This window comes from Gemmatimonadaceae bacterium (assembly GCA_020846935.1).
GTDB lineage: Bacteria > Gemmatimonadota > Gemmatimonadetes > Gemmatimonadales > Gemmatimonadaceae > RBC101.
This window is the reverse complement of the sequence record JADLCY010000015.1, coordinates 176,061-196,900: the sequence shown is the minus strand read 5'-3', so window position 1 is coordinate 196,900 and position 20,840 is coordinate 176,061. Positions and strand designations below refer to the sequence as shown.

General features: G+C 68.1%; 18 protein-coding genes. 12 read left to right on the top strand and 6 right to left on the bottom strand.

The genetic code is table 11. The features are described from left to right. Positions 1–6 precede the first annotated feature (6 nt). The 6 genes from IT361_18910 (at position 7) to IT361_18885 (ending at position 7,353) form a co-directional block, all read left to right on the top strand. Positions 7–1,197, top strand: a complete 1,191-nt coding sequence (locus IT361_18910) for an aminotransferase class V-fold PLP-dependent enzyme (protein ID MCC6319749.1) — start codon at positions 7–9, stop codon at positions 1,195–1,197. Between the two features lie 62 nt (positions 1,198–1,259). Further along, on the top strand, positions 1,260–1,493 hold the full coding sequence (locus IT361_18905) for a hypothetical protein (protein MCC6319748.1): 234 nt from the start codon (positions 1,260–1,262) through the stop codon (positions 1,491–1,493). 8 nt (positions 1,494–1,501) lie between these two features. Then, a complete protein-coding gene (locus tag IT361_18900) occupies positions 1,502–2,404 on the top strand; it encodes a pseudouridine-5'-phosphate glycosidase (protein MCC6319747.1) in 903 nt (300 codons plus the stop codon). 86 nt (positions 2,405–2,490) lie between these two features. Further along, positions 2,491–3,648 (top strand): tetratricopeptide repeat protein, encoded by a 1,158-nt coding sequence (locus IT361_18895; GenBank protein ID MCC6319746.1) that lies wholly within the window; start codon positions 2,491–2,493, stop codon positions 3,646–3,648. Positions 3,649–3,660: 12 nt separating this feature from the next. After that, the gene (locus IT361_18890; GenBank protein ID MCC6319745.1) at positions 3,661–4,668 is read left to right on the top strand and encodes a tetratricopeptide repeat protein; all 1,008 of its coding nucleotides are present in this window, start codon (positions 3,661–3,663) and stop codon (positions 4,666–4,668) included. A gap of 54 nt (positions 4,669–4,722) precedes the next feature. Next, the gene (locus IT361_18885; GenBank protein MCC6319744.1) at positions 4,723–7,353 is read left to right on the top strand and encodes an insulinase family protein; all 2,631 of its coding nucleotides are present in this window, start codon (positions 4,723–4,725) and stop codon (positions 7,351–7,353) included. 9 nt (positions 7,354–7,362) lie between these two features. Here IT361_18885 and IT361_18880 read toward each other — a convergent pair whose 3' ends face one another. Beyond that, complete coding sequence (locus IT361_18880; protein MCC6319743.1) at positions 7,363–8,076, bottom strand: DUF2461 domain-containing protein; 714 nt, start codon at positions 8,074–8,076, stop codon at positions 7,363–7,365. Between the two features lie 18 nt (positions 8,077–8,094). Further along, a complete protein-coding gene (locus IT361_18875) occupies positions 8,095–9,615 on the bottom strand; it encodes a hypothetical protein (GenBank protein ID MCC6319742.1) in 1,521 nt (506 codons plus the stop codon). 137 nt (positions 9,616–9,752) lie between these two features. On the opposite strand from IT361_18875, the gene IT361_18870 reads away from it, so the two are divergent. Both IT361_18870 and IT361_18865 read left to right on the top strand, forming a co-directional pair. Next, a complete protein-coding gene (locus IT361_18870; protein ID MCC6319741.1) occupies positions 9,753–10,286 on the top strand; it encodes a CDP-alcohol phosphatidyltransferase family protein in 534 nt (177 codons plus the stop codon). Next, on the top strand, positions 10,283–10,774 hold the full coding sequence (locus IT361_18865) for a hypothetical protein (protein MCC6319740.1): 492 nt from the start codon (positions 10,283–10,285) through the stop codon (positions 10,772–10,774). Before IT361_18870 ends, IT361_18865 begins: the two co-directional genes overlap by 4 nt. A 38-nt stretch (positions 10,775–10,812) precedes the next feature. Here IT361_18865 and IT361_18860 read toward each other — a convergent pair whose 3' ends face one another. Beyond that, the gene (locus IT361_18860; GenBank protein MCC6319739.1) at positions 10,813–11,088 is read right to left on the bottom strand and encodes a hypothetical protein; all 276 of its coding nucleotides are present in this window, start codon (positions 11,086–11,088) and stop codon (positions 10,813–10,815) included. 96 nt (positions 11,089–11,184) lie between these two features. Beyond that, the gene (locus tag IT361_18855) at positions 11,185–12,048 is read right to left on the bottom strand and encodes an alpha/beta hydrolase (protein MCC6319738.1); all 864 of its coding nucleotides are present in this window, start codon (positions 12,046–12,048) and stop codon (positions 11,185–11,187) included. 414 nt (positions 12,049–12,462) lie between these two features. On the opposite strand from IT361_18855, the gene IT361_18850 reads away from it, so the two are divergent. Then, positions 12,463–13,245 (top strand): DsbA family protein, encoded by a 783-nt coding sequence (locus IT361_18850; protein MCC6319737.1) that lies wholly within the window; start codon positions 12,463–12,465, stop codon positions 13,243–13,245. A gap of 139 nt (positions 13,246–13,384) precedes the next feature. Here the strand turns inward: IT361_18850 and IT361_18845 are convergent, their stop codons facing one another. Together IT361_18845 and acs are read right to left on the bottom strand one after the other, a co-directional pair. Further along, on the bottom strand, positions 13,385–13,786 hold the full coding sequence (locus tag IT361_18845) for a hypothetical protein (GenBank protein ID MCC6319736.1): 402 nt from the start codon (positions 13,784–13,786) through the stop codon (positions 13,385–13,387). Positions 13,787–13,878: 92 nt separating this feature from the next. Further along, positions 13,879–15,843 (bottom strand): acetate--CoA ligase, encoded by a 1,965-nt coding sequence (gene acs / locus IT361_18840; GenBank protein ID MCC6319735.1) that lies wholly within the window; start codon positions 15,841–15,843, stop codon positions 13,879–13,881. Positions 15,844–16,163: 320 nt separating this feature from the next. On the opposite strand from acs, the gene IT361_18835 reads away from it, so the two are divergent. The 3 genes from IT361_18835 to IT361_18825 all read left to right on the top strand — a co-directional run bounded on the left by IT361_18835 (position 16,164) and on the right by IT361_18825 (position 20,500). After that, positions 16,164–16,469 carry an STAS domain-containing protein gene (locus IT361_18835; GenBank protein MCC6319734.1) on the top strand — a complete coding sequence of 102 codons (306 nt, stop codon included), beginning with the start codon at positions 16,164–16,166 and terminating at the stop codon, positions 16,467–16,469. Positions 16,470–16,568: 99 nt separating this feature from the next. Continuing rightward, entirely contained in the window at positions 16,569–17,597 is a 1,029-nt protein-coding gene (locus tag IT361_18830; protein ID MCC6319733.1) for a LacI family DNA-binding transcriptional regulator, read from the top strand. Continuing rightward, positions 17,594–20,500: a TonB-dependent receptor gene (locus tag IT361_18825; protein ID MCC6319732.1), complete on the top strand. Its 2,907-nt coding sequence runs from the start codon at positions 17,594–17,596 to the stop codon at positions 20,498–20,500. Before IT361_18830 ends, IT361_18825 begins: the two co-directional genes overlap by 4 nt. Positions 20,501–20,840 lie beyond the last annotated feature (340 nt).

Below are 20,840 nucleotides of genomic sequence, written 5' to 3'. Positions count from 1 at the left end.
GCCGCAATGACCGACCCGCTGCTCGCGTTCCGCCAGGAGTTCCCGATCCTCGAGCGCTCCACCTACCTGGTGTCGAACTCGTTAGGTGCGATGCCGCGCGCCGTCCCCGACCGGCTCGCCGAGTACGTCGACGTGTGGGCCGAGCGCGGCGTGCGCGCGTGGACCGAGGCCTGGTGGGCCCTGCCGGGCGCGGTCGCCGACGAGGTCGCACCGCTCATCGGAGCCTCGCCGGGCGAGATGGTGATGCTCCCCAACGTCACCCTCGCGCAGGCAACGATCCTGTCCGCTCTGCGGTACGAGGCGCCGCGCAACCGCATCGTGATGACCGAGCTGGACTTTCCCTCGGTACGCTACGTCTACGACCACCTCGCCACCCGACTCGGTGCCGAGATCGTGGTGGTCCCGAGTGATGACGGCATCTCGATCGACCAGGAACGGTTGCTCGCGGCCATCGACGAACGGACGGCGCTCGTCGCCATTTCGCATGTGCTCTTCCGTTCGGCGTACGTGATGGACATCGATGCGATCTGCGCCCGCGCGCACGCGATGGGTGCGCTGGTGTCGTCCGATGCGTTCCATGCGATTGGCGTCATTCCGGTCGATGTGCGCGCGAGTGGCGTCGACTTCGTGACCGGTGGCGTGCTGAAGTGGCTGTGTGGCGGACCCGGCGGCTGCTTCCTGTACGCCTCGCCGTCGGTGCGCGAGCGGCTGGAACCGTCACTGGTGGGATGGATGTCGCACACGCGGCCCTTTGCCTTTGAACCGGAGATGGAGTACGCACCCAACGTGTACCGGTGGCTGGGAGGCACGCCGGTGATCCCGGCGCTGTACGCGGCCATCGAGGGTCCGCGCGTCGTCAGGCGGGCCGGGATCGAGGCGATTCGTGCCAAGAGCATGCGGCAGACACGCCGACTCGTGGACCTCGCCGACGCGCGCGGGTACGCCGTCTACGCTCCGCGCGACCCGGCTCGGCGGGGAGGGACCGTGGCGTTCGCGGTCCCGCACGCGTACGAGGTATCGCAGTTCCTGCTTTCGCGCGACATTGTCGTCGACTATCGGCCAAGAGCCGGGATTCGCGTTGCGCCGCACTTCTATACGAAAGACGAGGAACTGGAAGCTGCGGTCGCCGCGATGGATGAGGCGCTGCAGTCCGGAGCCTGGCAGCGATTTGCCGACAGCAGTGCCGTGGTGACCTGACCCGGTGAGGTGGTACCGTGCACCGTTCGCGACGTGCCCACCTCGCCCCAACTTCGCCTCCCATGAGCCAGACCCCGTCCAAGCTCCGGAAGCAGTACGAAAACAGCAATTTCCCTCACGTCATCCTTCGCTTCGAAGACGGCCACGAGATCCATGTTCCCAAGGGCTCGCGGAAGGGGTTCGATGCATGGGAAGGCGAGCGGATCAAGATCCTCGCCGTCTGGGACCACACGTCGGGTGACCGGGAGAAGGTCGACACCTGGCGCGCCGAGCAGTTCGAGGACGAGGCCGGGTGAGTGAGGGGCTGTCCTCCGCCATAAGGCTCACGCCGGACGTGCGTGCCGCCCTCGCGGCGCGCCGACCCGTGGTTGCGCTCGAGACGTCAGTGCTGGCGCAGGGACTGCCGATACCCCACAACCGGGATGCAGCGCGGCGCATGACGGAAGCGATCGCGCGCCACGGAGCCACGAGTGCCCTGACCGCCGTGGTCGACGGGGTGCCGACTCTCGGGCTCACTCCCGGGGAACTCGAGCGCTTTCTCGCGCGTGACGGGATCGTCAAGGTGTCCGCGCGTGACCTTGCGCCGGTGGTGGCATCGCGCCGTTCGGGCGCAACGACCGTCGCGGCCACGCTCGCGCTGATCGCGCGCACCGAGGTTCGCGTGTTTGCCACCGGCGGCATCGGAGGCGTGCATCGGGGTGCACCCTTCGACGAGTCCGCGGACCTGCGCGAACTTGCGCAGACGCCTGCCGTGGTCACGTGTGCGGGCGCCAAGTCGATCCTCGACCTGCCCGCCACGCTCGAGCGGCTCGAGAGCCTTGGCGTTCCGGTGATCGGCTATTGCACGAGCGAGTTCCCCGCGTTCTTCTCGCGCAGCAGCGGGCTGCGGGTTCCGGCGCGTGCCGATTCGGTCGAGCAGCTGCGGGACATCGTGCGCGCGCATCACGCCCTTGGTCGCCGCGAGGCGGTGCTGGTGGTGCAGCCTCCACCGGAGTCCGACGCGTTGCCAGCCGCGCTGATCGAGGCTGCGGTCGCGCGCGCGCTCGAGGAGGCGCGCGCGGCCGGTGTACACGGGCCGGCGACGACGCCTTTCCTGCTGGCGGCGGTGGAACGCGCAACCGAAGGCCGGTCGCTGCAGACCAACCTGGCCCTGCTGGAGCACAATGCCGACCTCGCGGGTCGCATCGCCGCGGCGCTCGCTGCCTGACGCGATGCGCGCCGTGTGGAAAAGATCGCAATCTCACGCGGGTGCCTGGCCTGACGAGTGAGGCATTGAACCCCGCGGTACGCGCGATGTACAATATGCGAGGGTCGCTCACGCAGGAGGCCGTCGCCGCGATGTCCACGCCATTCCTCAGCTCGGAGGAGTACGACGAGCGGGCGCACCAGCTGTACAACGAGGGCCGTTACGAAGACGCGCTCGCGATGCTGCGCGAGGGGCTGGGGGTGTATCCCGCCGCCGTAGGCCTGCACGTGGGCGTCGGCTACGCGCGACTGGCGCGCGAGGAGATTGCCTGGGCCCGCCGGGCGTTCGACGAGGCGCTCGCGCTCGACGCCGATCACGAAGATGCACTCGCCGGTTTGGGCGAGGTGCTGATCAAGCTGGGGCAGCTCGAACAGGCACGCGCGGTGTTCGCGCGGACGCTGGAACTGGGGTACCAGGACGACATCGAACTGATGCTGCAGGTGGGCCGCGCGCTCTTCCGCGAGGGCCTCGCCGAGGACGCACGGCCGTACTTCGAGGCGGCGGTGGCACACGCGCCCGATCACGCCGAGGCCGTGTCGCTCATCGGGTACACGCAGCACCGCCTCAACGACGACGACAAGGCGATCGCCACGTTGCGCCGTTCGCTGCAGCTTGACCCCGAGCACTCCGAGGCCCGCATCTACCTGGCCAACCTTCTCTACGATCGGGGCGAACACGAGGCCGCGCTGTACCACCTCGATCGCACCAACCCCGAGGACCATTGGGACGAGCTGGGCATCTGGCGCCTCATGGAACTCCGGCGATCCATTCACAAGGTTGCTGACGGCGATCCCGACCTGCGGCCATGGGAAGAGCGACTGGCCGACCTGGCGGGCGAGGCCGACGAAATCGACGAGCTGCTCGCCGAGGTCGAGGCCACCGTGCTCGAACAGGAGGAGCGCGCAGCGCGCACACAGCTGGAACTGTTCGGCACGATGCTGGTAGAACTGGGCGACCAGCGGCGTGATCCTTCGGAGCATCGCGTGATCGCGCGGGACGGTCGCGCGTTTCGCGGCACCTGGGACGAGATCGTCGCCCAGATGAAGGACGGCAGCCGCACCTTCGCCGCCCGGTCGCTGGCGGACTACATGGCGAACGAGGCCCGTCGCGGTTTTTCGCTGACCGGTATGGTCATTCCCACCGGGAGCGCCGAGGGCTTTCTTCGTGGAGCGGCCGACGCCGGCCTGCTGCGGATCATCAGGTAACCCGAGGACCACATGAACGGCTCCGGCCAGCGCGCCGCGCGCACCGCGCTCGACGCGGCGCGATCATCGGTCGAGGATCTCGACCGAGCCGCGAGCCCGGAAGATGCGGCCGCCTGCATCATCGAGGCGTGGTCGTCCATCGAACAGGGCCTGCAGGCCCTCGCCGGCACGCGGGCGCTCGTCGGCCAGCCTCTCCTCCGCGAACTGCGACAGCGGGAGCTGTTGAGCCTGGGCGAAGCGCACACACTCGTCGACCTCGGCGCGCTCGCCGAGCGTGTCCGCGCGGTCGACTACGCGCCAACCACGCGAGATCGCGAACTCACCCACGCGGGACTCGATGAGGCCCTGCGAGTCGTCGAGCGCGGAGGGAAGCCCGGTATCGGACACGTCGCCGCGACTCCGACGCCTGCGCGCGACGATGCCCCACCGTCGTCCGCCGCACCCCTTCCGCATCTGCCAACCACCACCGCGTCGAGCAACTTCATGGGACGTGCGGTGGTGATCGTCGCCGCGCTCGCCGTCATCGGTGGGGGAGGGTATGCGATCTACGCCATGCGTGGCCGGCCCGATGATCTCCGACGCGGGCGGGCCGCGTACGCGGCCGGCGATCGCCTCACCGCCGTGAACGCCTTTCAGGCCGCCGCCGGTGCGCATCCCGCGCTCGCCGAACCGCACCTCTATCTCGGGCGCATCGCGCGCGAGTCGGGAAACCTGACGCTGGCAAACGAGGAACTGCGTCGCGCGGTCGCCCTCGAGCCAGACAACTACCTCACCCACCGCGAGCTCGCCTCGCTCCTCTTGCTGCAGCAGCGGCCGGATCTCGCGCGAACCTTCTACGAGCGCGCGATCCGGCTCAAGCCCGAAGACCGGACTTCCCTCGGGTACATGGGCTGCACGCTGTTGCTGCTTGGCCAGGCCGAACTGGCCAATCGTTTCCTCGCTCGCGCTGGCGCCGGTCCGTGGACCACCTGCGTGCCCCCGGTGCCGGTTGCCGGCGCACCTGCGGCGCCTCCTCGGTAGCTCTTCCCACTTCCTGCGCGCGGCCCCGTCGCGACGCGCGCGCTCCCGTCACTCGTGGCCAACGCACTCACCGCAGCCGACCATGCCGTCGAGCGGTACATCCTGCCGAACGGCCTGACCGTTCTCCTCCGTCGCGACCGGACCGCACCGGTCGTCGCCATCGTCACCTATGTCAGGGCCGGCTACTTCGACGAGACCGATGACGTGAGCGGGATCGCGCACGTGCTGGAGCACATGTACTTCAAGGGCACGCCGTCACGCGGCGTCGGTGAGATCGCCAGACAAACCAAGGCCAGCGGCGGCTACCTCAATGCGGCCACCATCTACGACCACACGCGCTACTACGCGGTGCTGCCGTCGTCGGGGTTCGAGGCCGGACTTGCCATCCAGGCCGATGCCTACGCCAACTCCCTCATCGAGGCCGGGGAACTCGCGCGCGAGCTGGAGGTCATCATCCAGGAAGCCCATCGCAAGGCCGACTCGCCCGAAGCAGTCACCACCGAGACGCTCTTCGAACTCCTGCACGACGCGCACCGCATCCGGCGCTGGCGCATCGGTCGCGAACCGGGACTGCGCGCGCTCACCCGCGAACACCTGCTGGGCTTCTACCGCAACTTCTACCGGCCGCGTACAACGATCCTGAGCATCGTTGGTGATATCGACAGCGAACGGGCGCTAGATCTCGTCCGTCAGCACTACGGTCGGCTTCCTGACGAATTGCCGCAGCGCACCCGCGGGCCCGAGGAGCGCTCGAACGCCGGTCGACGGTATCGCCACCTGGCCGGCGACGTCGCCAACTGGCACGCCGCCTTTGGATGGCGCACGCCTGACGCGCTGCATCCTGACACCGCGGCGCTCGACCTCGCGGGGAGCGTGCTCTCGAGCGGACGCGCTTCACGACTCTATCGCGCGGTGCGCGAGCGTCGCCTTGCCACGGGCGTCTCCGCGTGGAACTACACGCCGACGGAACTCGGCGTGTTCGTCGTGCAGCTGGAAGGCGCGCCCGAGCGGATCGACGACGCACTGCACGCCACGTGGCACGAGGTGGCGCGGCTCGGCGAATCGATCACACCCACCGAAGTGCGGCGGGCGCAGCGACTGTTCGAGGCGCGCCAGATGCGGCGCCTCGAGACGATGGAGGGTCAGGCCAACTACCTCGCCGACTGGGAGGCACTCGGTGGTTGGGAACGTGGTGAGGCCTATGCCACGGCGATCAGCGCGGCCACGGCCGATGACATCGCCGCCGCTGCCCGGCGTCATCTCGACCCGGGCGCGGCCTCGCTCCTGGTGTACGAACCGGCGAGTGGTACGCCGTGGGCCATCGACACCGTGGCAGCGTTTGCCCGACTCGATCGACCCTCGTCAGGCAGCGTGGACCCATCCACGGACGTCGCGGCGATCGCCGCACCGGCGATCGTCGGCGACCGCCTGCAGCCCGAAGGCATCGTGCAGGACGTCTGCGTGTTCCGGACGCGCGGCGACGTCCCCGTCCTCGTCAGGCGCCGACGCGGTGCACCCATCGTGCACCTCGGGGTCTATGCCACCGGTGGCGCCGCGAGCGAGCCGGCGGCGCTCGCCGGGCTGGGCCTCATCATGGCGCGCGCGGCGGTGAAGGAAACGCGGACGCGCGATGCCGCAACCACCGCGCTCCAGGCCGAACTGCTCGGTGGCGCGATCTCCGCCTCGATTTCCAGCGATGGCCTCGGATGGGGCTTTTCGGTGCCGACGCGGGCGTTTGCGGAGGCTGTCACCCTGCTCGCTGACGTCGTGTGTGATCCCGCGTTCACCCACCAGGTGGTAGATACCGAGCGCGACGTTGCCCGCACGCAGCTCGACCAGGTGCGCGACGACATGTACCGCTACCCCACGCGGCTTGCGCTGCAGGCCGCGTTCGGCGATCACCCGTACGCGCGCGGGTCGATCGGCACCGACGACGGGCTCGCGCGACTCACGCCGGACGACGTGCGGGCCTGGCACGCGGCACAGGTGCTGAGCGGGAACCTCGTGATCGCCGTGGTCGGCGACGTCGACCCATCCGAGGCGGCTTCCATGGTGGCCGGAGCCTTTGCCGCGGTGCGCCAGCGGGACGCCGCGTTGCTTGCGGTGCCGGCCTGGACCGGTGACGGGCGACAGCAGGTCGAGTTCCGCGACAAGGCCCAAACGGCACTGTGCATGGCGTTCCCTGCGCCGGCGCGCCGCGACCCGGCGCGTCATGACGCACACCTCGTCTCGGTCATCGCCAGCGGCCTGGGAGGGCGCTTCTTTGACGCGCTGCGCGAGAAGCAGTCGCTGGCGTACACCGTGCACGTCGCACCCTCGCAGCGGGCGACTGCCGGCATGATGGTCGCCTACATTGCCACGTCGCCCGACAAGGAGGACGCGGCGCGCGAGGGGCTGTTGCGCGAGTTCCGGAAGCTTCAGGACGAACCGGTCACCGCCGAGGAACTCGAGCGCGCGCGCACCTATGCCATCGGCGCGCACCAGATCGCGCAGCAGGGCTCCGGACACGTGCTCGGCGAGGTGATCGACGCGTGGGTCCACGGCACCGGGCTTGACGAACTGGCCGACGTGGAGCGCCGTCTGCACGCGGTCACGCCCGCGTCCATCCAGGCGCTGGCGCAGCGCTCCTTTGGCGCAGACCAGCGCGTCGAGGGCGTGGTGCGCGGTCGCCGCACCAGCGCCTGACGCGACGCGTCACCACCCGTCGCGCCGATCGCGGGGCGGGTAGCCGAGGGTCGTGTTGAGCCAGCGGACCATGGGCAGAAGCACCGCCAGGTCCTTCACGACCTTCTCCACCAGCTTCGGGCCGATCGCGACCGCGTCGTCGAGCGGGGCGGACGCCGTGAACGAGGCAAAACGAAGCCACCGTGCCGCAGGGTGCGAGGCGTCCCATGGCCGCGGGACGCGCGTGAGAACGCGCTCCTCGGACATGGAGCCGAAGCGACGCCGAAAGGCCGGCGCGGCAATCGTGCGCTCGAATTCCCGATGGCGTTCGGCGAGCCCCTGGCGGATCTGTTTCAGGGCATCGCGGGGCGGCATCCAGATCCCACCGGCCACGAGGCACGCCCCCGGCTCGAGGTGAAAGTAGAATCCGGCGCCGGCGCCATGCGTCTCCGAGCCCACGCCGTGGCCCGCCGAGCGCGCGGTGAACCAGCAGCCCATGTGCGTCTTGTAGGGTGACTTGTCCCTGGAGAACCGCACGTCGCGATGAATCCGGAAGATCGAGCGCTTCGGGGTCCCGCCGATCTCGGGGGCCAGGGTGGCGAGACGTACGTCGATCTCCTCCACGAACTCGCGCATTGGCGCGAGGAGGATCTCCTCGAATGTCGCCTTGCGCGCAACGAACCACTCGCGGCGATTGTTCCGCCTGAGCTGGCGGAGGAACGTGAGGGCGGCGGGAGTGAACATGTCGAGGGGTGAAGGTGCCTAACGACTTTCCTGCAACGCCTGTCGGGCCCGGGCCAGCGTGGCGAGCGCCGGGCGAAAGCCGCCGTCGGCGCGCTGCAGCCCGCTCAGCATGTCATAGTCGCCGGCGCCATCGAGCACGACCGCGGTGACCCTCGGCTGGCGGCTGGCCCACGCGAAGGTGCCCAGCATCGCGCTTTGCTGCGCGGCTTCGCCGAACACGTAGGGGTACGCGCGCACGGCTATGACCCAGTGCGGCTTGCGGTTGCCTGCCATCCAACGGGTGACGACCCGCTGGCGGGCCGCAATCGACCCGCCGCCGCGAAACGTCGGCGCAAACGTCAGTGCCATCAGGTCGATGACCGCGGTGCGCGAGGCCCACGCGTAGAACATCGAGTCGGCGATGGTATACGCGCTGATCGACGCCGCGACCTGCGTGCGCGGCCGTAACTCGTGCGCGAGCTTCGCGGCGCGCGTGTGGTAGTCCATCCACCACGCGAGCGGGACGTTGCCCACGAGGCGTGGCCCCAGCTCGAACGGCTCGGCGGCGGGCACCAGCACATCGGGTCGCACGCGCCGCATCACCCGGTCAACCATCGTCAGGCGGCGCTCACGGTATGCCGCGGGCGAGGCGAGCCAGGCGGCGCGATCGGCGCGCCCATAGCCAAGGGACACGACGAGTCGCGCCGAGTCGGCGCGCCACGGCGCAAGGGCCGCGGCGAGCGAATCCAGGGCCAGTGCGCTCGTGCCCTCGGGCGTGACAACGACGGAGAGCAGCCGTACTCCGAGCGAGTCGGCGAGCGGGAGATCGCGGGCAAGGGCGGCCGCGGGCGGGGGCCCGCGCAGGTCCGGAAGGATGCGCACGCCGAGGGCGAGGTCGCCTCGCGGTCGTTCCTGCAGCGGCTCGTTGGTCAGCGCCGCGAAAGTCGACACGGCCCGCACCCCGGATGGATACTCGGCGAGCATGAGGAGCGACCATGCCGTGGCGCCGATTGCCAGGGTGGCACGCAGCGTCTTGCTCACCCGCCAGCGCGCCGGATACGCTGGTGCGAGGAGCGGAAGCTGCACCACGATCGGCGACCACAGTGCGCTCGCGTTCCACACCAGGCCCATCACGCTCGTGTGGGCTGCCTCGATGCCGAGCAGCGCCGCCGGCGCCCCGGGCCACGTGGTGGTGGCGTAGCGCGCTGCCGCGGCGAGGAACAGCAGCAGGTTGAAGGCGAGGATCGGGACGCTGATGAGGGAAGTGACGAGTCGCCGCGTCACCGCAAGCAGGCTCTGGGCCGTGAAGAGGGCCAGCGTAGCCGGCCACACCCAGGTCACCAACGCCACCGGCCCGCCGGTCCACGCCGAGGGCGCCGCGAGCGCGATGAGCGCGGCCGGGGCAACGAATAGCCCGCACAGGGCCGTCAACGCCAGGAAGTCGCGCGCCTGACGTCGGGCCTGCGCAATCTGTCCGGCGAGCAAGACGTCCCACAGCAGGACGAACACCGAGAGCGCGGCGTACGCCAGCGTGGCGGCGTCCCGCGGCACATCCCACACGGCGCGAAGGGTTCGGGGTGGACTCGAGGGTCTCGGCGTCAGTGCGCCGCGTTCGAGGCTCAATCTCCAATCGCGCCGCCCGTGCGCACAAGCGCCGCCGGCTTCGTGCCGGCGCTCATCGCGGGTACCTTTCGCCCATGAGCCGCGACACGTTCATCACTGCCCCCAACGTGCTGTCGCTCTCGCGCCTTGGTCTGGCCGCGGCGTTCGTCGTCATCGGGGATCCCGCGCAACGCCTCCTCGTGCTCCTCCTCGCCGCCGCCACCGACGTGCTCGACGGCTGGCTCGCGCGCCGAGCCAACGCCACCACGCGCTGGGGTGCCCTGCTCGACCCCATCACCGACCGCATCTTTGTCTTCGCCGCGGTCTGCGTGTTTCTCGTCGAACGACAGCTCACCACCGTGCAGTATGTCGTGCTCATCTTTCGCGACGTCATGACCGCTATCGGGTTCCTCGTCGCGAAAAGCGTATCATGGCTTCGGCCCATCACGTTCCGGGCTCGCGCCGCCGGCAAGCTCGTGACCGCGCTGCAGCTCGCGACGTTGATCGCCGTGCTGATTCGACCTGACCTCGTGCCCTCGCTCATCATCGTCGTCGCCGTCACGGCCGTGATCGCCGTCATCGACTACACCTTGCTCCTCTGGAGGGAGCGCAGCCGCACACCGGCGTGATCAGCGGTCGCGCGCGCGGCGCGTGGGCGCTCGCGTTTGGGCTCCTTGTCGGTGTCGCACCATTGGCGCGCGCGCAGCGGGCGGCTGGACCGCGCCCGGAGCTTCGGCTCGAGGCGATCGTTTCGCGGCACACGAGCGTGCAGGCAGGCGTCGGCGTGAACGCAGCGGCCGGGACGTATCTCCGCTGGGGGCTCGTGGCGGCCACGGGAGCCACTCAGCGAGATGGGCGCACCGTCGCAACCTGGCGCGCGGACGTCGTCGTGCGTTTTCTCCTCGACCCATTCCGCGAGTCGCCGCGGGGTGTCTACGGCCTCTCGGGCATCAGCACCGTCGACGACGGGTCGCGCCACGTCAAACCGGCGGTCTTCGTCGGCGCTGGGATCGAGGGCCGGCCGCACGGGGCGGTCATTCCCGCCGTCGAGCTGGCGCTGGGTGGCGGCGCGCGTGTGGCGTTCGTCGTGCGACGCACGCGGCCCGGGCGACGCTAGAAACACGAAGCCCCCTCGTGAACGAGGGGGCGGATGCTTCAGGCCGCGGTAACGGCTGCGTCGGGCTGTTTGCTCTTGGGCGGTTGCACGAACCGGTCGCCGAGGACTCGGAGCTGCTTCAGCTCCTGCGCGGTCAACTCGTGGTAGCGGTCCGCCAGATACTTCATCGTATCCTCGAACCACTCCGCCTGGTGTTCGGCATCGGCGCCGATCACTCCGCACGTCATGATGTGCTGAAACAGCTCGTCGCGCGCCTCATCAAACGGGGTTGCAACCGTGGGCGACGACGGACGCCTGACCTGCTTTTTTCCCATGTAAGGCTGATGAAGGGTTGAACTGGTCCGGGAAATGTAGCGTAAGGAGGGCCTGCTCCCAAGCTTACGCTTCACGAGGTCGAAGCGCTGTCCGGGCTATTCCTGGGCGTCCTCACGAGTTCGCACGAACGCCAGAATGAGCCGAGCCAGCGAGGCGGCGTCCTCTTCGGGGACAAGATGGCCGACCTCGTCCACCGCCTGATAAATGGCGCGTGGAATCAGTTCGGCGTATTGCTCTGCGATCGTTCGGGAGCACCAGCGATCTCGGGTTCCCCGGACCACCAGCGTCCGTTGGCGCAGTCGCCTGAGGTCCAAGTCCTCGAACTCCTCCTCCCGAAGGGCGCCAGCGAGTGCGAGCAGGTGCGTTGCTCCGTCGGCGCCCAGGTACGGCGCCAGGTACCTCCCCAGCAGCTTCCACGGCATGCGTTCGGGGTTGGCGACGCTGCCTTCGAGAAACGGCCTCAGCAGTGATTCGGCGCCGAAGAGCCCGCGAGACAGCCGCAGGGCGTAGCGGGCCGTGTCGCGTTGGAGTTCACGAATCTCCGGACCCGCGAGATCCTCCAGGGGAGGCGGGCCGACCAGAACGAGCCGATAGATGCGTTCCGGACGGTCGAAGGCGAGCCGCAGCGCCACCAGGGCGCCCACATCAACGCCGACCACGGTCGCCCGCTGCAGTTGCAGCGCCGTCATCGCCGCGTCGAGGTAGCCCGACTGCGCATCGAGTCCGAACTCTGCGTCGAATGGTCGGTCCGATTCCCCGTAGCCGAACAGGTCGAGTGCGAACGCTCGTGCCCCTTGCACCGCGAGCAGGGGGCCGACGTGCCGCCAGAGGAAAGACGACGTGCCGAAGCCATGCAGCAGGACGATGGCGTCGTCTCCGTACCCGTAGCGGGCCACGTGCATACTGGCGCCGGTCCCGAGTGGCACGCGGAACAGGTCCGCATCGGCAGGAAGAAGCACGCGCGAGAGGTGAGGGTGACTTGAGCCGGGCGTTTCGGGACAATCGACCATCCGCTCTGCGTCGGTCGTCGCGGGACCCGGTCGGAGCCAATCGAGCCGGGACGCGTCGCGTTCGAGCGCCGTGGAGCCGGTGGCGTTGGCCGTACGGTAACCCTCTCGACCCCTTCCACGTGAGCGGCGTCGTTCCGTTGCCGCGCTCCGCTGCTTCGCCTCTCTCGCGGACCGGTCCCTGAGGGCCGCTCGGAGTGACCTCACCGTCCGACGTCTTCCCTCCCGCCCCCGCGGCTCACCCCGGACGCGGAAGCGGATGGGATGCGCATCGCGTCTTCCCTCCCGTCCCTGCCGCTCACCCTCTTAGTTTCCGCGAGCCCGCGCACGACTGGCGTGAAATCAGCAGACCAGACACGAGGAACCATGGCGAAGCGACCCGAAGACGGCGGACGAGGCAAGGGATCAGGCAGCTCGAAAGCCGTAAAGACCACAAAGCGGAGCCAGGCGGGCTTCTACAAGGTGATCGGGCTCGTGGCGGCCGCCTTCGTGCTGTTCCTCGTCTACCAGTACTCGAAGCCCCAGTCAGACGCCGCCTCACGACTCGACCCGAGCGTGCCGCTGCCTGAGGCGAAGGGGTACACGATCGGTCGAGCCGATGCTCCGGTGAAGGTCATCGAGTTCGCGGACTTCGAGTGCCCGGCCTGCGCGCAATTCTTCACGCTCACCGAGCCGGACGTTCGCTCGCGACTCATCGACTCCGGTGTCGTCCAATACACGTTCATGGACTTTCCGCTGCCGATGCACAAGAACACGTGGCCGGCGTCCAATGCGGCGGCCTGTGCGAACGAGCAGGGCAAGTTCTGGGAAATGCATGACGCGCTGTTCCAGAGTCAGGACCAGTGGAACGGCTTGGCCACCTCGCGGCCCGGCGGCAAGTTCAAGGAACTTGCCCAGCAGATCGGCCTCGACGTGAACGCGTGGGAGACGTGCTTCGACGACCAGAAGTACCTGGCCAACATCCGCTCGCACGAGGCCGAGGCCGGCCGTCAGGGCGCCGGACAGACGCCGACGTTCATCATCGGGTCGCGTCGGATTCCCGGCAGCATCTCGTTTGACAAGTTCCGCGCGTACGTCGACACCGCGCTGGCCGAGGCAAAGGCAACGACACCGGCTGCGGTCGCAGACACATCGACGACGAAGAAGTAGCCCAGGAGTGGGCGCGCCCTGGCCGATCATGGCATCGACGAGCGCGGCCTGAACGACCTCGGTGGCCGCAGCCTGCAGGACCAAAAGCCGCGATCGGCAGGGCTCGTCTGAGTCTCGCGTCTGATACGTCGCGACCTGCTCAGGCTCCCGGTGTTTCTCCCGCGCTGCCCAGGCGCACGGTCGGACGCTCAGCGCCGTCCTCGGGGATCTGCTCGGGATAGGTCTCGCGCGTGAGTTCCGGCCGCGGACGGATGATGCGCTTCGGGACGAGTTCCTCACCCAGTTCCACCAGGACACGCGTCGCGACGACGGACGCCAGGGGTTCGGCGACACCCATGACACGCACGTAGGTGTCGATCGCCCGATCGAAAGGCATGTCTTCGGCGAGCGTGTCGATGAACATCAGCGTGTTGCGGACATGCGCGTCGATGATCGCATCCTCCGCCCGGGCCTGGGCGAGTCGCATGCGACGTTCGGCGCCCTCATCGAGTCGGCGCGGAAAGAGCGATTCGGGAAAGAGGCGTCGCCAGAACGAAGACACGACGGGGCGGTGTGGGATCAGTCGAGCGGGCGGCCACGTACCGCCCGCTGCGGGGAATTTCGTCGGTTCATGGAGAATGGTCTACCCGGGACTCAGCTCTCCTGCGACTCGTACTGTTCCTTGAGGCTGGCCACGACGTTCGGATCGGCAAGGGTGGTCGTGTCGCCTAACGTGCGCCCCTCGGCGATGTCCCGGAGCAGGCGGCGCATGATCTTTCCCGACCGGGTCTTGGGGAGGTCGGCCGAGAAGAGGACGTCGTCCGGACGGGCAATGGCGCCGATCTTGTCCGCCACGAAGGCCTTGAGCTCGTCCCGCAGTTCGGACGAATGGTGGTAGCCCTGGCGCAGCGTCACGAACGCCGCGAGAGCCTGCCCCTTGAGTTCGTGCGCCTTGCCGACCACGGCCGCTTCTGCGACCGCGGGATGTTCGACCAGGGCGCTTTCGACTTCCATGGTGCCGATGCGATGCCCGGCCACGTTCAACACGTCGTCCACGCGCCCAAGGATCCAGAAGTAGCCGTCTTCATCGCGCTTGGCTCCATCACCCGGGAAGTACAGGTCCGGTCGCCCCGGCCATTTCGAGAAGTAGGTCTCGCGGTACCGCTGATCGTCACCCCAGATCGTGCGCAGCATGGAAGGCCACGGGCGCGTGAGCGCGAGCAGGCCACCACCCTGCGGGATGGCCTTGGCGTTGGCGTCCAGCAACTCCGCCTCGAAGCCAGGCAACGCACGTGTTGCCGAGCCCGGCTTGGTTTCGGTGAGGCCGGGTAACGGCGAGATCACGATGGCGCCCGTTTCCGTCTGCCACCACGTATCGACGATCGGGCAGCGATTGCCGCCGATGTGCTCCCGGTACCAGATCCACGCCTCGGGGTTGATCGGTTCGCCGACGCTGCCTAACAAGCGGAGGCGCGAGAGGTCGTGCCCCGCGGGGTGCGCGTTCCCCCACTTCATGAAGGCACGGATGGCGGTGGGCGCCGTGTAGAAGATCGTCACCCCGTGGCGCTCGCAGATGTCCCAGAACCGATCCTTCTCCGGCCAGTCCGGGGCGCCTTCGTACATCACGCACGTGGCGCCGTTGGCGAGCGGGCCATACACGAGATACGAATGCCCGGTGATCCAGCCGACGTCCGCGGTGCACCAGTACACGTCGTCTTCTTTCAGGTCGAACACGTCCTTCGTGGTCGCCGCAACGCCGGTGAGGTATCCGGCCGTCGTGTGCACGATGCCCTTGGGTTTCCCGGTGGTGCCGGACGTGTAGAGGATGAAGAGCACATCCTCGGCGTCCATCGCCTCGGGCGCACACTCCGCGGGGGCATTGGCCATCAGGCGGTGCCACCAGAAGTCGCGGCCGTCCGTCATTTCCGCGAACGATTCCTCGGTCGCGCTGCCGGGGCGTCGCTGCACGACCACCACGTGCGTCACGCTCGGAACCTCGGTCAGCGCGCGATCGGTGTTCCGCTTGAGCGGCACGACCTGTCCGCGACGGTATCCGGCGTCGGCGGTGATCACGACCTTGGCCGCCGCGTCGTTCATGCGGTCGCGCAGTGACTCCGGGGAGAATCCGCCGAACACCACGGAGTGAATCGCGCCGATGCGCGTGCACGCGAGCATCGCAATCGCCACCTCGGGTATCAGTGGCAGGTAGATGCCCACGCGATCGCCGCGTTTCACGCCGAGCGACTTGAGGACGTTCGCGAACTTCCCGACTTCGCGATACAGGTCCCAGTACGTGAACGTGCGCCGATCGCCCGGCTCGCCCTCGAAGATCAGCGCGGCCTTGTTGCGCCGTGCCGTGGCGATGTGGCGATCGAGGCAATTGACGGAAACGTTGAGCGTGCCGCCGGTGAACCATCGCGCGTGCGGCGGCGTCCACTCGAGGGTGCGCGTGAACGGCGTCGACCATTCGAGCTCGCGGGCGCGCGCGGCCCAGTAGGCCTCCGGGTCGGCCGCAGCACGTTCGTAGACCTCGGCGTTCGCCACCAGTGCACTCGCGGCGAAGGCTGGAGGGGGAGGGAACTTGCGGTGCTCCTGGAGCAGGACGTCGATGTCGGACATGGCGGAGGATGAGGTGCGCGAAAGCAGCGACGCCGAGGGGTGGTATGGTGTTCGGTCGTGGCGTCCGCATACTGTGTTCGGCACCGTGCCGGGGCAACGCCGAGTTGCGGGCGACGGGCTGCGGGCACTGCCGCGAATCGCGGCCCACGCTGCGGGAGCCTGGCACCGGGCGCAGCCGTCGTAACATGCCATGCGCCAACGGCTTGGCGGTCACCGGGCCCGGCTGGCACGTCATTCGCCTCTCACGGGGGAGTCCGGCACCTGACCCGCACCAACCACGGTCTCGCAGGGCGACCGTGGGCGGTCACACCCCACGACATATGCACGCGGTTCTCGATCGGATCTCCCTCGAGGCGCCCGCTCGACTGGTCGCCGAAACGCGCGTGGACTTTCGCGCCGCCGCGATGGAATGCCTCGAGCGGGCGCGGCAGCTCGGCGCTGGCGAGCTGCGCATTGACATGTCGGCTACGGAGGAGGTGGACGCGAGTGGCCTGGGCACGCTGGTCGTGCTGCAGAAGCGCGCTCGTGCATGCGGCGTGACGACCCGCCTCTGCTCCACGCAGACCCGAGTCCACCACCTGCTCGCGATCACGCGACTCGACACCCTGTTCCTGTTCGACGGCTGAGGCAGAGCGTCGGTCGGCGGTCCTCCGGCTTGCGCCGGAGTGTAAACGGTTACACAATGTCGGCGCCCACCGGAAGTTTTCCCGGGCAGGAGGCCCAGTGTGACCACCATTCGCGACGTCGCCAGGAAGGCCGGGGTCTCGGTGGCCACCGTGTCCCGCGTGATGAACGGCTCCGGGCCAGTGTCTGCGTCCGCGGCCCGCCGCATCCACGACGCCGCCAGCGCGCTCCGCTACGTGCCCCACGTCGGCGCGCGCTCCCTCATCACGGCCAAGACCAACACCCTCGGCGTGCTCCTCCCGGATCTCTATGGAGAGTTCTTCTCCGAACTGATCCGGGGGATTCAGCTGGCGGCCCAGGGGCAGGGCTATCACCTGCTGTTCGCCAGCGCACACGGCGGCAAGACCGAGATCCGCAGTGCCATCCGGGCGATGCGTGGCCGGGTGGACGGTCTCATCATCATGTCGCCGCACGTCGACGGCGAGACCCTGGTCGAAAACTTCCCCACGTCGGTGCCGGTCGCATTGCTGAGTTGTGGCGTGCGCGGGACGCGCTACCCGGTGATCGACATCGACAACGCGAGCGGCGCGCGGGAAGTGGTGCGATACCTGGTGGGGCTCGGGCACCGTCGCATCGCGCACATCACCGGGGCGGTGGGCAACGTCGACGCCGCCGAGCGCCTCAAGGGGTTTCGCGCGGCCATGAAGGCGGCCGGCTGCCCGCGTGCCGACGGGCCTGAGATCGACGGTGACTTCACCGAGGCCGCGGGGTATCGCGCCGGCGAGTTGCTGCTGCGCCTGTCCCCACGCCCGACCGCGGTGTTCGCGGCCAACGATGCCATGGCGCTCGGCGTCATGGGTGCGCTCCGCGAAGGTCGTCTGCGCGTCCCCGAGGACATCAGCGTGATCGGCTTCGACGACATCCCGGTGGCGCGCTACGTCCACCCCACGCTCACGTCGGTGCACGTCCCGATCGCCGAGATGGGCGAGCGGGCGGCGACGCGCATGATCCGCGCGCTCGCCGGACCGGAACCGATGGAAGCACGAGTCGAGCGCATCCCGACGCGGCTCGTGGTACGCGGTTCGTCAGGACCTCCACCCACCTCCCTCCACAGGAGACGCAGCACATGAGTCTCATCAAGTCGTTAGGCACGTGGGTCGCCCTCGCGGCGACCCTGGGTCTGGCGGCGTCCGCCGACGCGCAGACCACGACGGGTTCGATCCGCGGATACGTCCGCGGTGACAACGGTGCCCCGGTCGCCGGCGCCACCTTGCAGGCGCGCAACATCGCGACGGGCGCCCTTCGCCTCGCGACGACCAGCGAAAATGGCTACTACGCTCTCGTCGGCCTCGTGCCGGGCGACTACGACGTGACGGCGCGTCGCATCGGCGTGGAGCCGCAGACGCGCCGTCAGCGGGTACAGATCGGCGAGGCGCTGAGCATGGACTTCGACCTCCGGGCGGTGGCGACGCAGCTGGCCGCGGTGGCCGTGCAGGCGGCATCGACGCGCGACGAGCGCACGTCGGAAGTGGCGACCAACGTGTCCGCCGAGCAGATCGCGGCGCTGCCGAGCACCGATCGCAACTTCCTCGCTCTGGCGCAGCTGGCACCGGGGGTGCGCATCATCGGCGGGCGTCGCGAAGGGACGTCCAAGTCGTTTGCGGCCGGCGCGCTCCCCGCGCAGAACATCAACGTGTTCATCGACGGCGCGAGCTACAAGTCGGACGTGCTGCCCAGCGGCCTGAATGGACAGGAGGCCTCCCGCGGGAATCCGTTCCCGCAGGTCGCGGTGCAGGAGTTCCGGGTCCTGACCAACAACTACAAGGCGGAGTACCAGAAGGCGTCCAGCGCGATCATCACCGCGACGACCAAGTCCGGTACCAACGAGTGGCGGGGCAGTGCCTTGTACGCCGGCCAGACCAAGGGGCTCATCGCGCTCGACGAGTTCCAGCGCAGAGCAAAGAAGCGCGCCGATTCGCTCGGGCAGACCTTCAACATCTCCGACTACCGGCGCGACCAGACCGCGCTCTCGATCGGCGGCCCGATCGTGAAGGACAAGTTGTTCTTCTTTGGCGCCTGGGAAGGCAACTACCAGGACCGCTCGAACATCGTGACGTTCGGCGCGCAGGCGTCGCAGTATCCCAACGTCTTCAGCGGCAGGGACGGGTTCTTCGTCTCACCGTTCCGGTCGAACCTCGGCATCGCCAAGGTCAACTGGGTGCAAAGCCCGAAGAGCTCGTTCGAGTTCAGCTACAACCTCCGGCACGAGACCGACATCCGCGGGTTCGGCGGCCAGACGTCGTACGAGGCTGCGGAAAACGTGAAGGTCGATGTGAACACGGCGATCCTCAAGCACACGTTCGCCTCGGGGAACCGCCTGAACGAGGCCATGATCTCGTGGCAGGGTTCGACGTGGAACCCGGTGCCGCGCGACGATGAGACAATCGGCCTGAACTACCAGGGCATCGGCCGGGTGGGAGGGCGCGACTCCTATCAGGACTTCGACCAGCGGCGCCTCTCGTTCCGCAACGACCTCACCTGGTCGGGGTTCACCCTGGGTGGTTCGCACGTCATCAAGGTGGGCGCGAACTTCGACGCCAATCAGTACGACGTGCAGAAGTTCTTCAACGGCAATCCGTTGTTCGAGTTCCGGGCGACCGAGAACTTCGCCTTTCCGTTCCAGGCGAGGTATGGATTCGGCAACCCGAACATGAACACCAGCAACACGCAGATCGGCGCCTACGCACAGGACGACTGGAGCCCGACCGACCGGCTCACGCTCAACCTCGGGCTGCGCTGGGACTATGAGTCGGATATGCTCAACAACGACTACGTGACGCCGGCGAACGTGCGCGCGGCGCTGGGCTCGCGCCTGCCGGCGAACTTCTTCACCGACGGTGACGATCGGCCGGCGTTCATGAAGGCGTTCCAGCCGCGCGTGGGCTTCAACTTCGCGGTGGACCCGGCACGCCAGACGACCCTGTTCGGCGCCTTCGGTGTGTACTACGACCGCAGCAATTACAACAACGGGCTGGACGAGAAGTTCCGGCTCCAGTACCAGGTACTCACGTACCAGTTCTCGACCGACGGGCTGCCGCGCAATGGCGCGCCGACGATCGTCTGGAACCCGAGCTACCTCTCGAAGGCGTCGCTCGACCAGCTGGCCAACTCGCCAAACCGTCCGCTGCCTGAAGTGTTCCTCATGGACAACAACGCCAAGCCGCCCTATTCGCACATGTGGACGGGCGGGGTGCGACATGCACGGCGCAACGTCGTCGGTTCGGTGACCTTCACCGGTGTCCGCGGCTACGACGGCTTCACGTGGATCCGGGCGAACCGCCGCGCGAACGGCACGTGCTGCGACCCGGTGCCGGGATTCGCGAACGCGTTCATCTCGAGCAGCGCCCTGCGCACGTGGTACGATGCGTGGATCTTCCAGCTGGAAAAGCCGTACCGGTCGCAGGGCCCCAAGGCGTTTGCGGTGGGCGGTGGCGTGACGTACACGCTCGCCAAGGCCCAGCAACTCGGCGGTGACCTCTTCTCGCTCGACTTCAACACGGTCAATGACTATCCGCGCTGGGGCACCAGCCGGAACCAGCGGCACACCATCGTCGGCAACTTCATCATGGACCTGCCATGGGTGTTCGGCACGCAGTTCAGTGGAATCGTCAACCTCGGCTCGGGTGACAAGTTCAGTATCAACGATTGCACCAACCAGGCAACGCAGAACCGCTGCCTTTTCATCCCGGGCAGCGGCAGCATCGATGAGAAGTGGAAGTCGAGCTTCCTCGGTGCTGGCCATTGGGGATTCAACAACACCGATCTGCGTCTCGCGAAGTTCTTCCCGCCGTTGCGCGGCAACCGTGTCGGTGTCACTGCCGACCTGTTCAATGCCTTCAACGTTGTGAACTACGGCTTCGGAACACAGCAGATCAATCAGGCTGGACAAGCGCCAAACCCAAACTTCGGTGTCCCTGATCGAGTCGTGACGGATGGTCGGCGGTTCCAGCTAGGAGTGCAGGTTGACTGGTGACGCTGCTGGCGTCGGCTCGGCGAGCTGAACATCTGCGTTGTTTTGGAGGTCCTGTAGCCGTCGCTGCCAGGTTCGCGCGCGTGCGCTAGTCGCGCTTCGTGGCTCCTCCTGGGTTGGTGAGGGCACGCACGGATGAACACCGAGCCTCGCGTTACCGTGTCACGCCCCACTCATGAAGGGTGGGGCCGCGACGGGGAGGGAACGATGCCCAGATCGTTAGGTGTAGCGTGTGTGTTTGGCATTCTTGGAGTTGCTGCCTGCGGAACCGATGGTCCATCTGCGATTGCTGCTGAGCAGCAGTCGCCACGCGGGTAGCTGATTGCCATGGGGTTCAGGCGCG

Excerpts from the sequence above, each read along its gene's own strand:
- IT361_18910 (MCC6319749.1), top strand. The coding sequence starts at position 7 with ATGACCGACCCGCTGCTCGCGTTCCGCCAGGAGTTCCCGATCCTCGAG.
- IT361_18905 (MCC6319748.1), top strand. The coding sequence starts at position 1,260 with ATGAGCCAGACCCCGTCCAAGCTCCGGAAGCAGTACGAAAACAGCAAT.
- IT361_18895 (MCC6319746.1), top strand. The coding sequence starts at position 2,491 with ATGTACAATATGCGAGGGTCGCTCACGCAGGAGGCCGTCGCCGCGATG.
- IT361_18890 (MCC6319745.1), top strand. The coding sequence starts at position 3,661 with ATGAACGGCTCCGGCCAGCGCGCCGCGCGCACCGCGCTCGACGCGGCG.
- IT361_18880 (MCC6319743.1), bottom strand. The coding sequence starts at position 8,076 with ATGTTCACTCCCGCCGCCCTCACGTTCCTCCGCCAGCTCAGGCGGAAC.
- IT361_18870 (MCC6319741.1), top strand. The coding sequence starts at position 9,753 with ATGAGCCGCGACACGTTCATCACTGCCCCCAACGTGCTGTCGCTCTCG.
- IT361_18860 (MCC6319739.1), bottom strand. The coding sequence starts at position 11,088 with ATGGGAAAAAAGCAGGTCAGGCGTCCGTCGTCGCCCACGGTTGCAACC.
- IT361_18850 (MCC6319737.1), top strand. The coding sequence starts at position 12,463 with ATGGCGAAGCGACCCGAAGACGGCGGACGAGGCAAGGGATCAGGCAGC.
- acs (MCC6319735.1), bottom strand. The coding sequence starts at position 15,843 with ATGTCCGACATCGACGTCCTGCTCCAGGAGCACCGCAAGTTCCCTCCC.
- IT361_18835 (MCC6319734.1), top strand. The coding sequence starts at position 16,164 with ATGCACGCGGTTCTCGATCGGATCTCCCTCGAGGCGCCCGCTCGACTG.
- IT361_18825 (MCC6319732.1), top strand. The coding sequence starts at position 17,594 with ATGAGTCTCATCAAGTCGTTAGGCACGTGGGTCGCCCTCGCGGCGACC.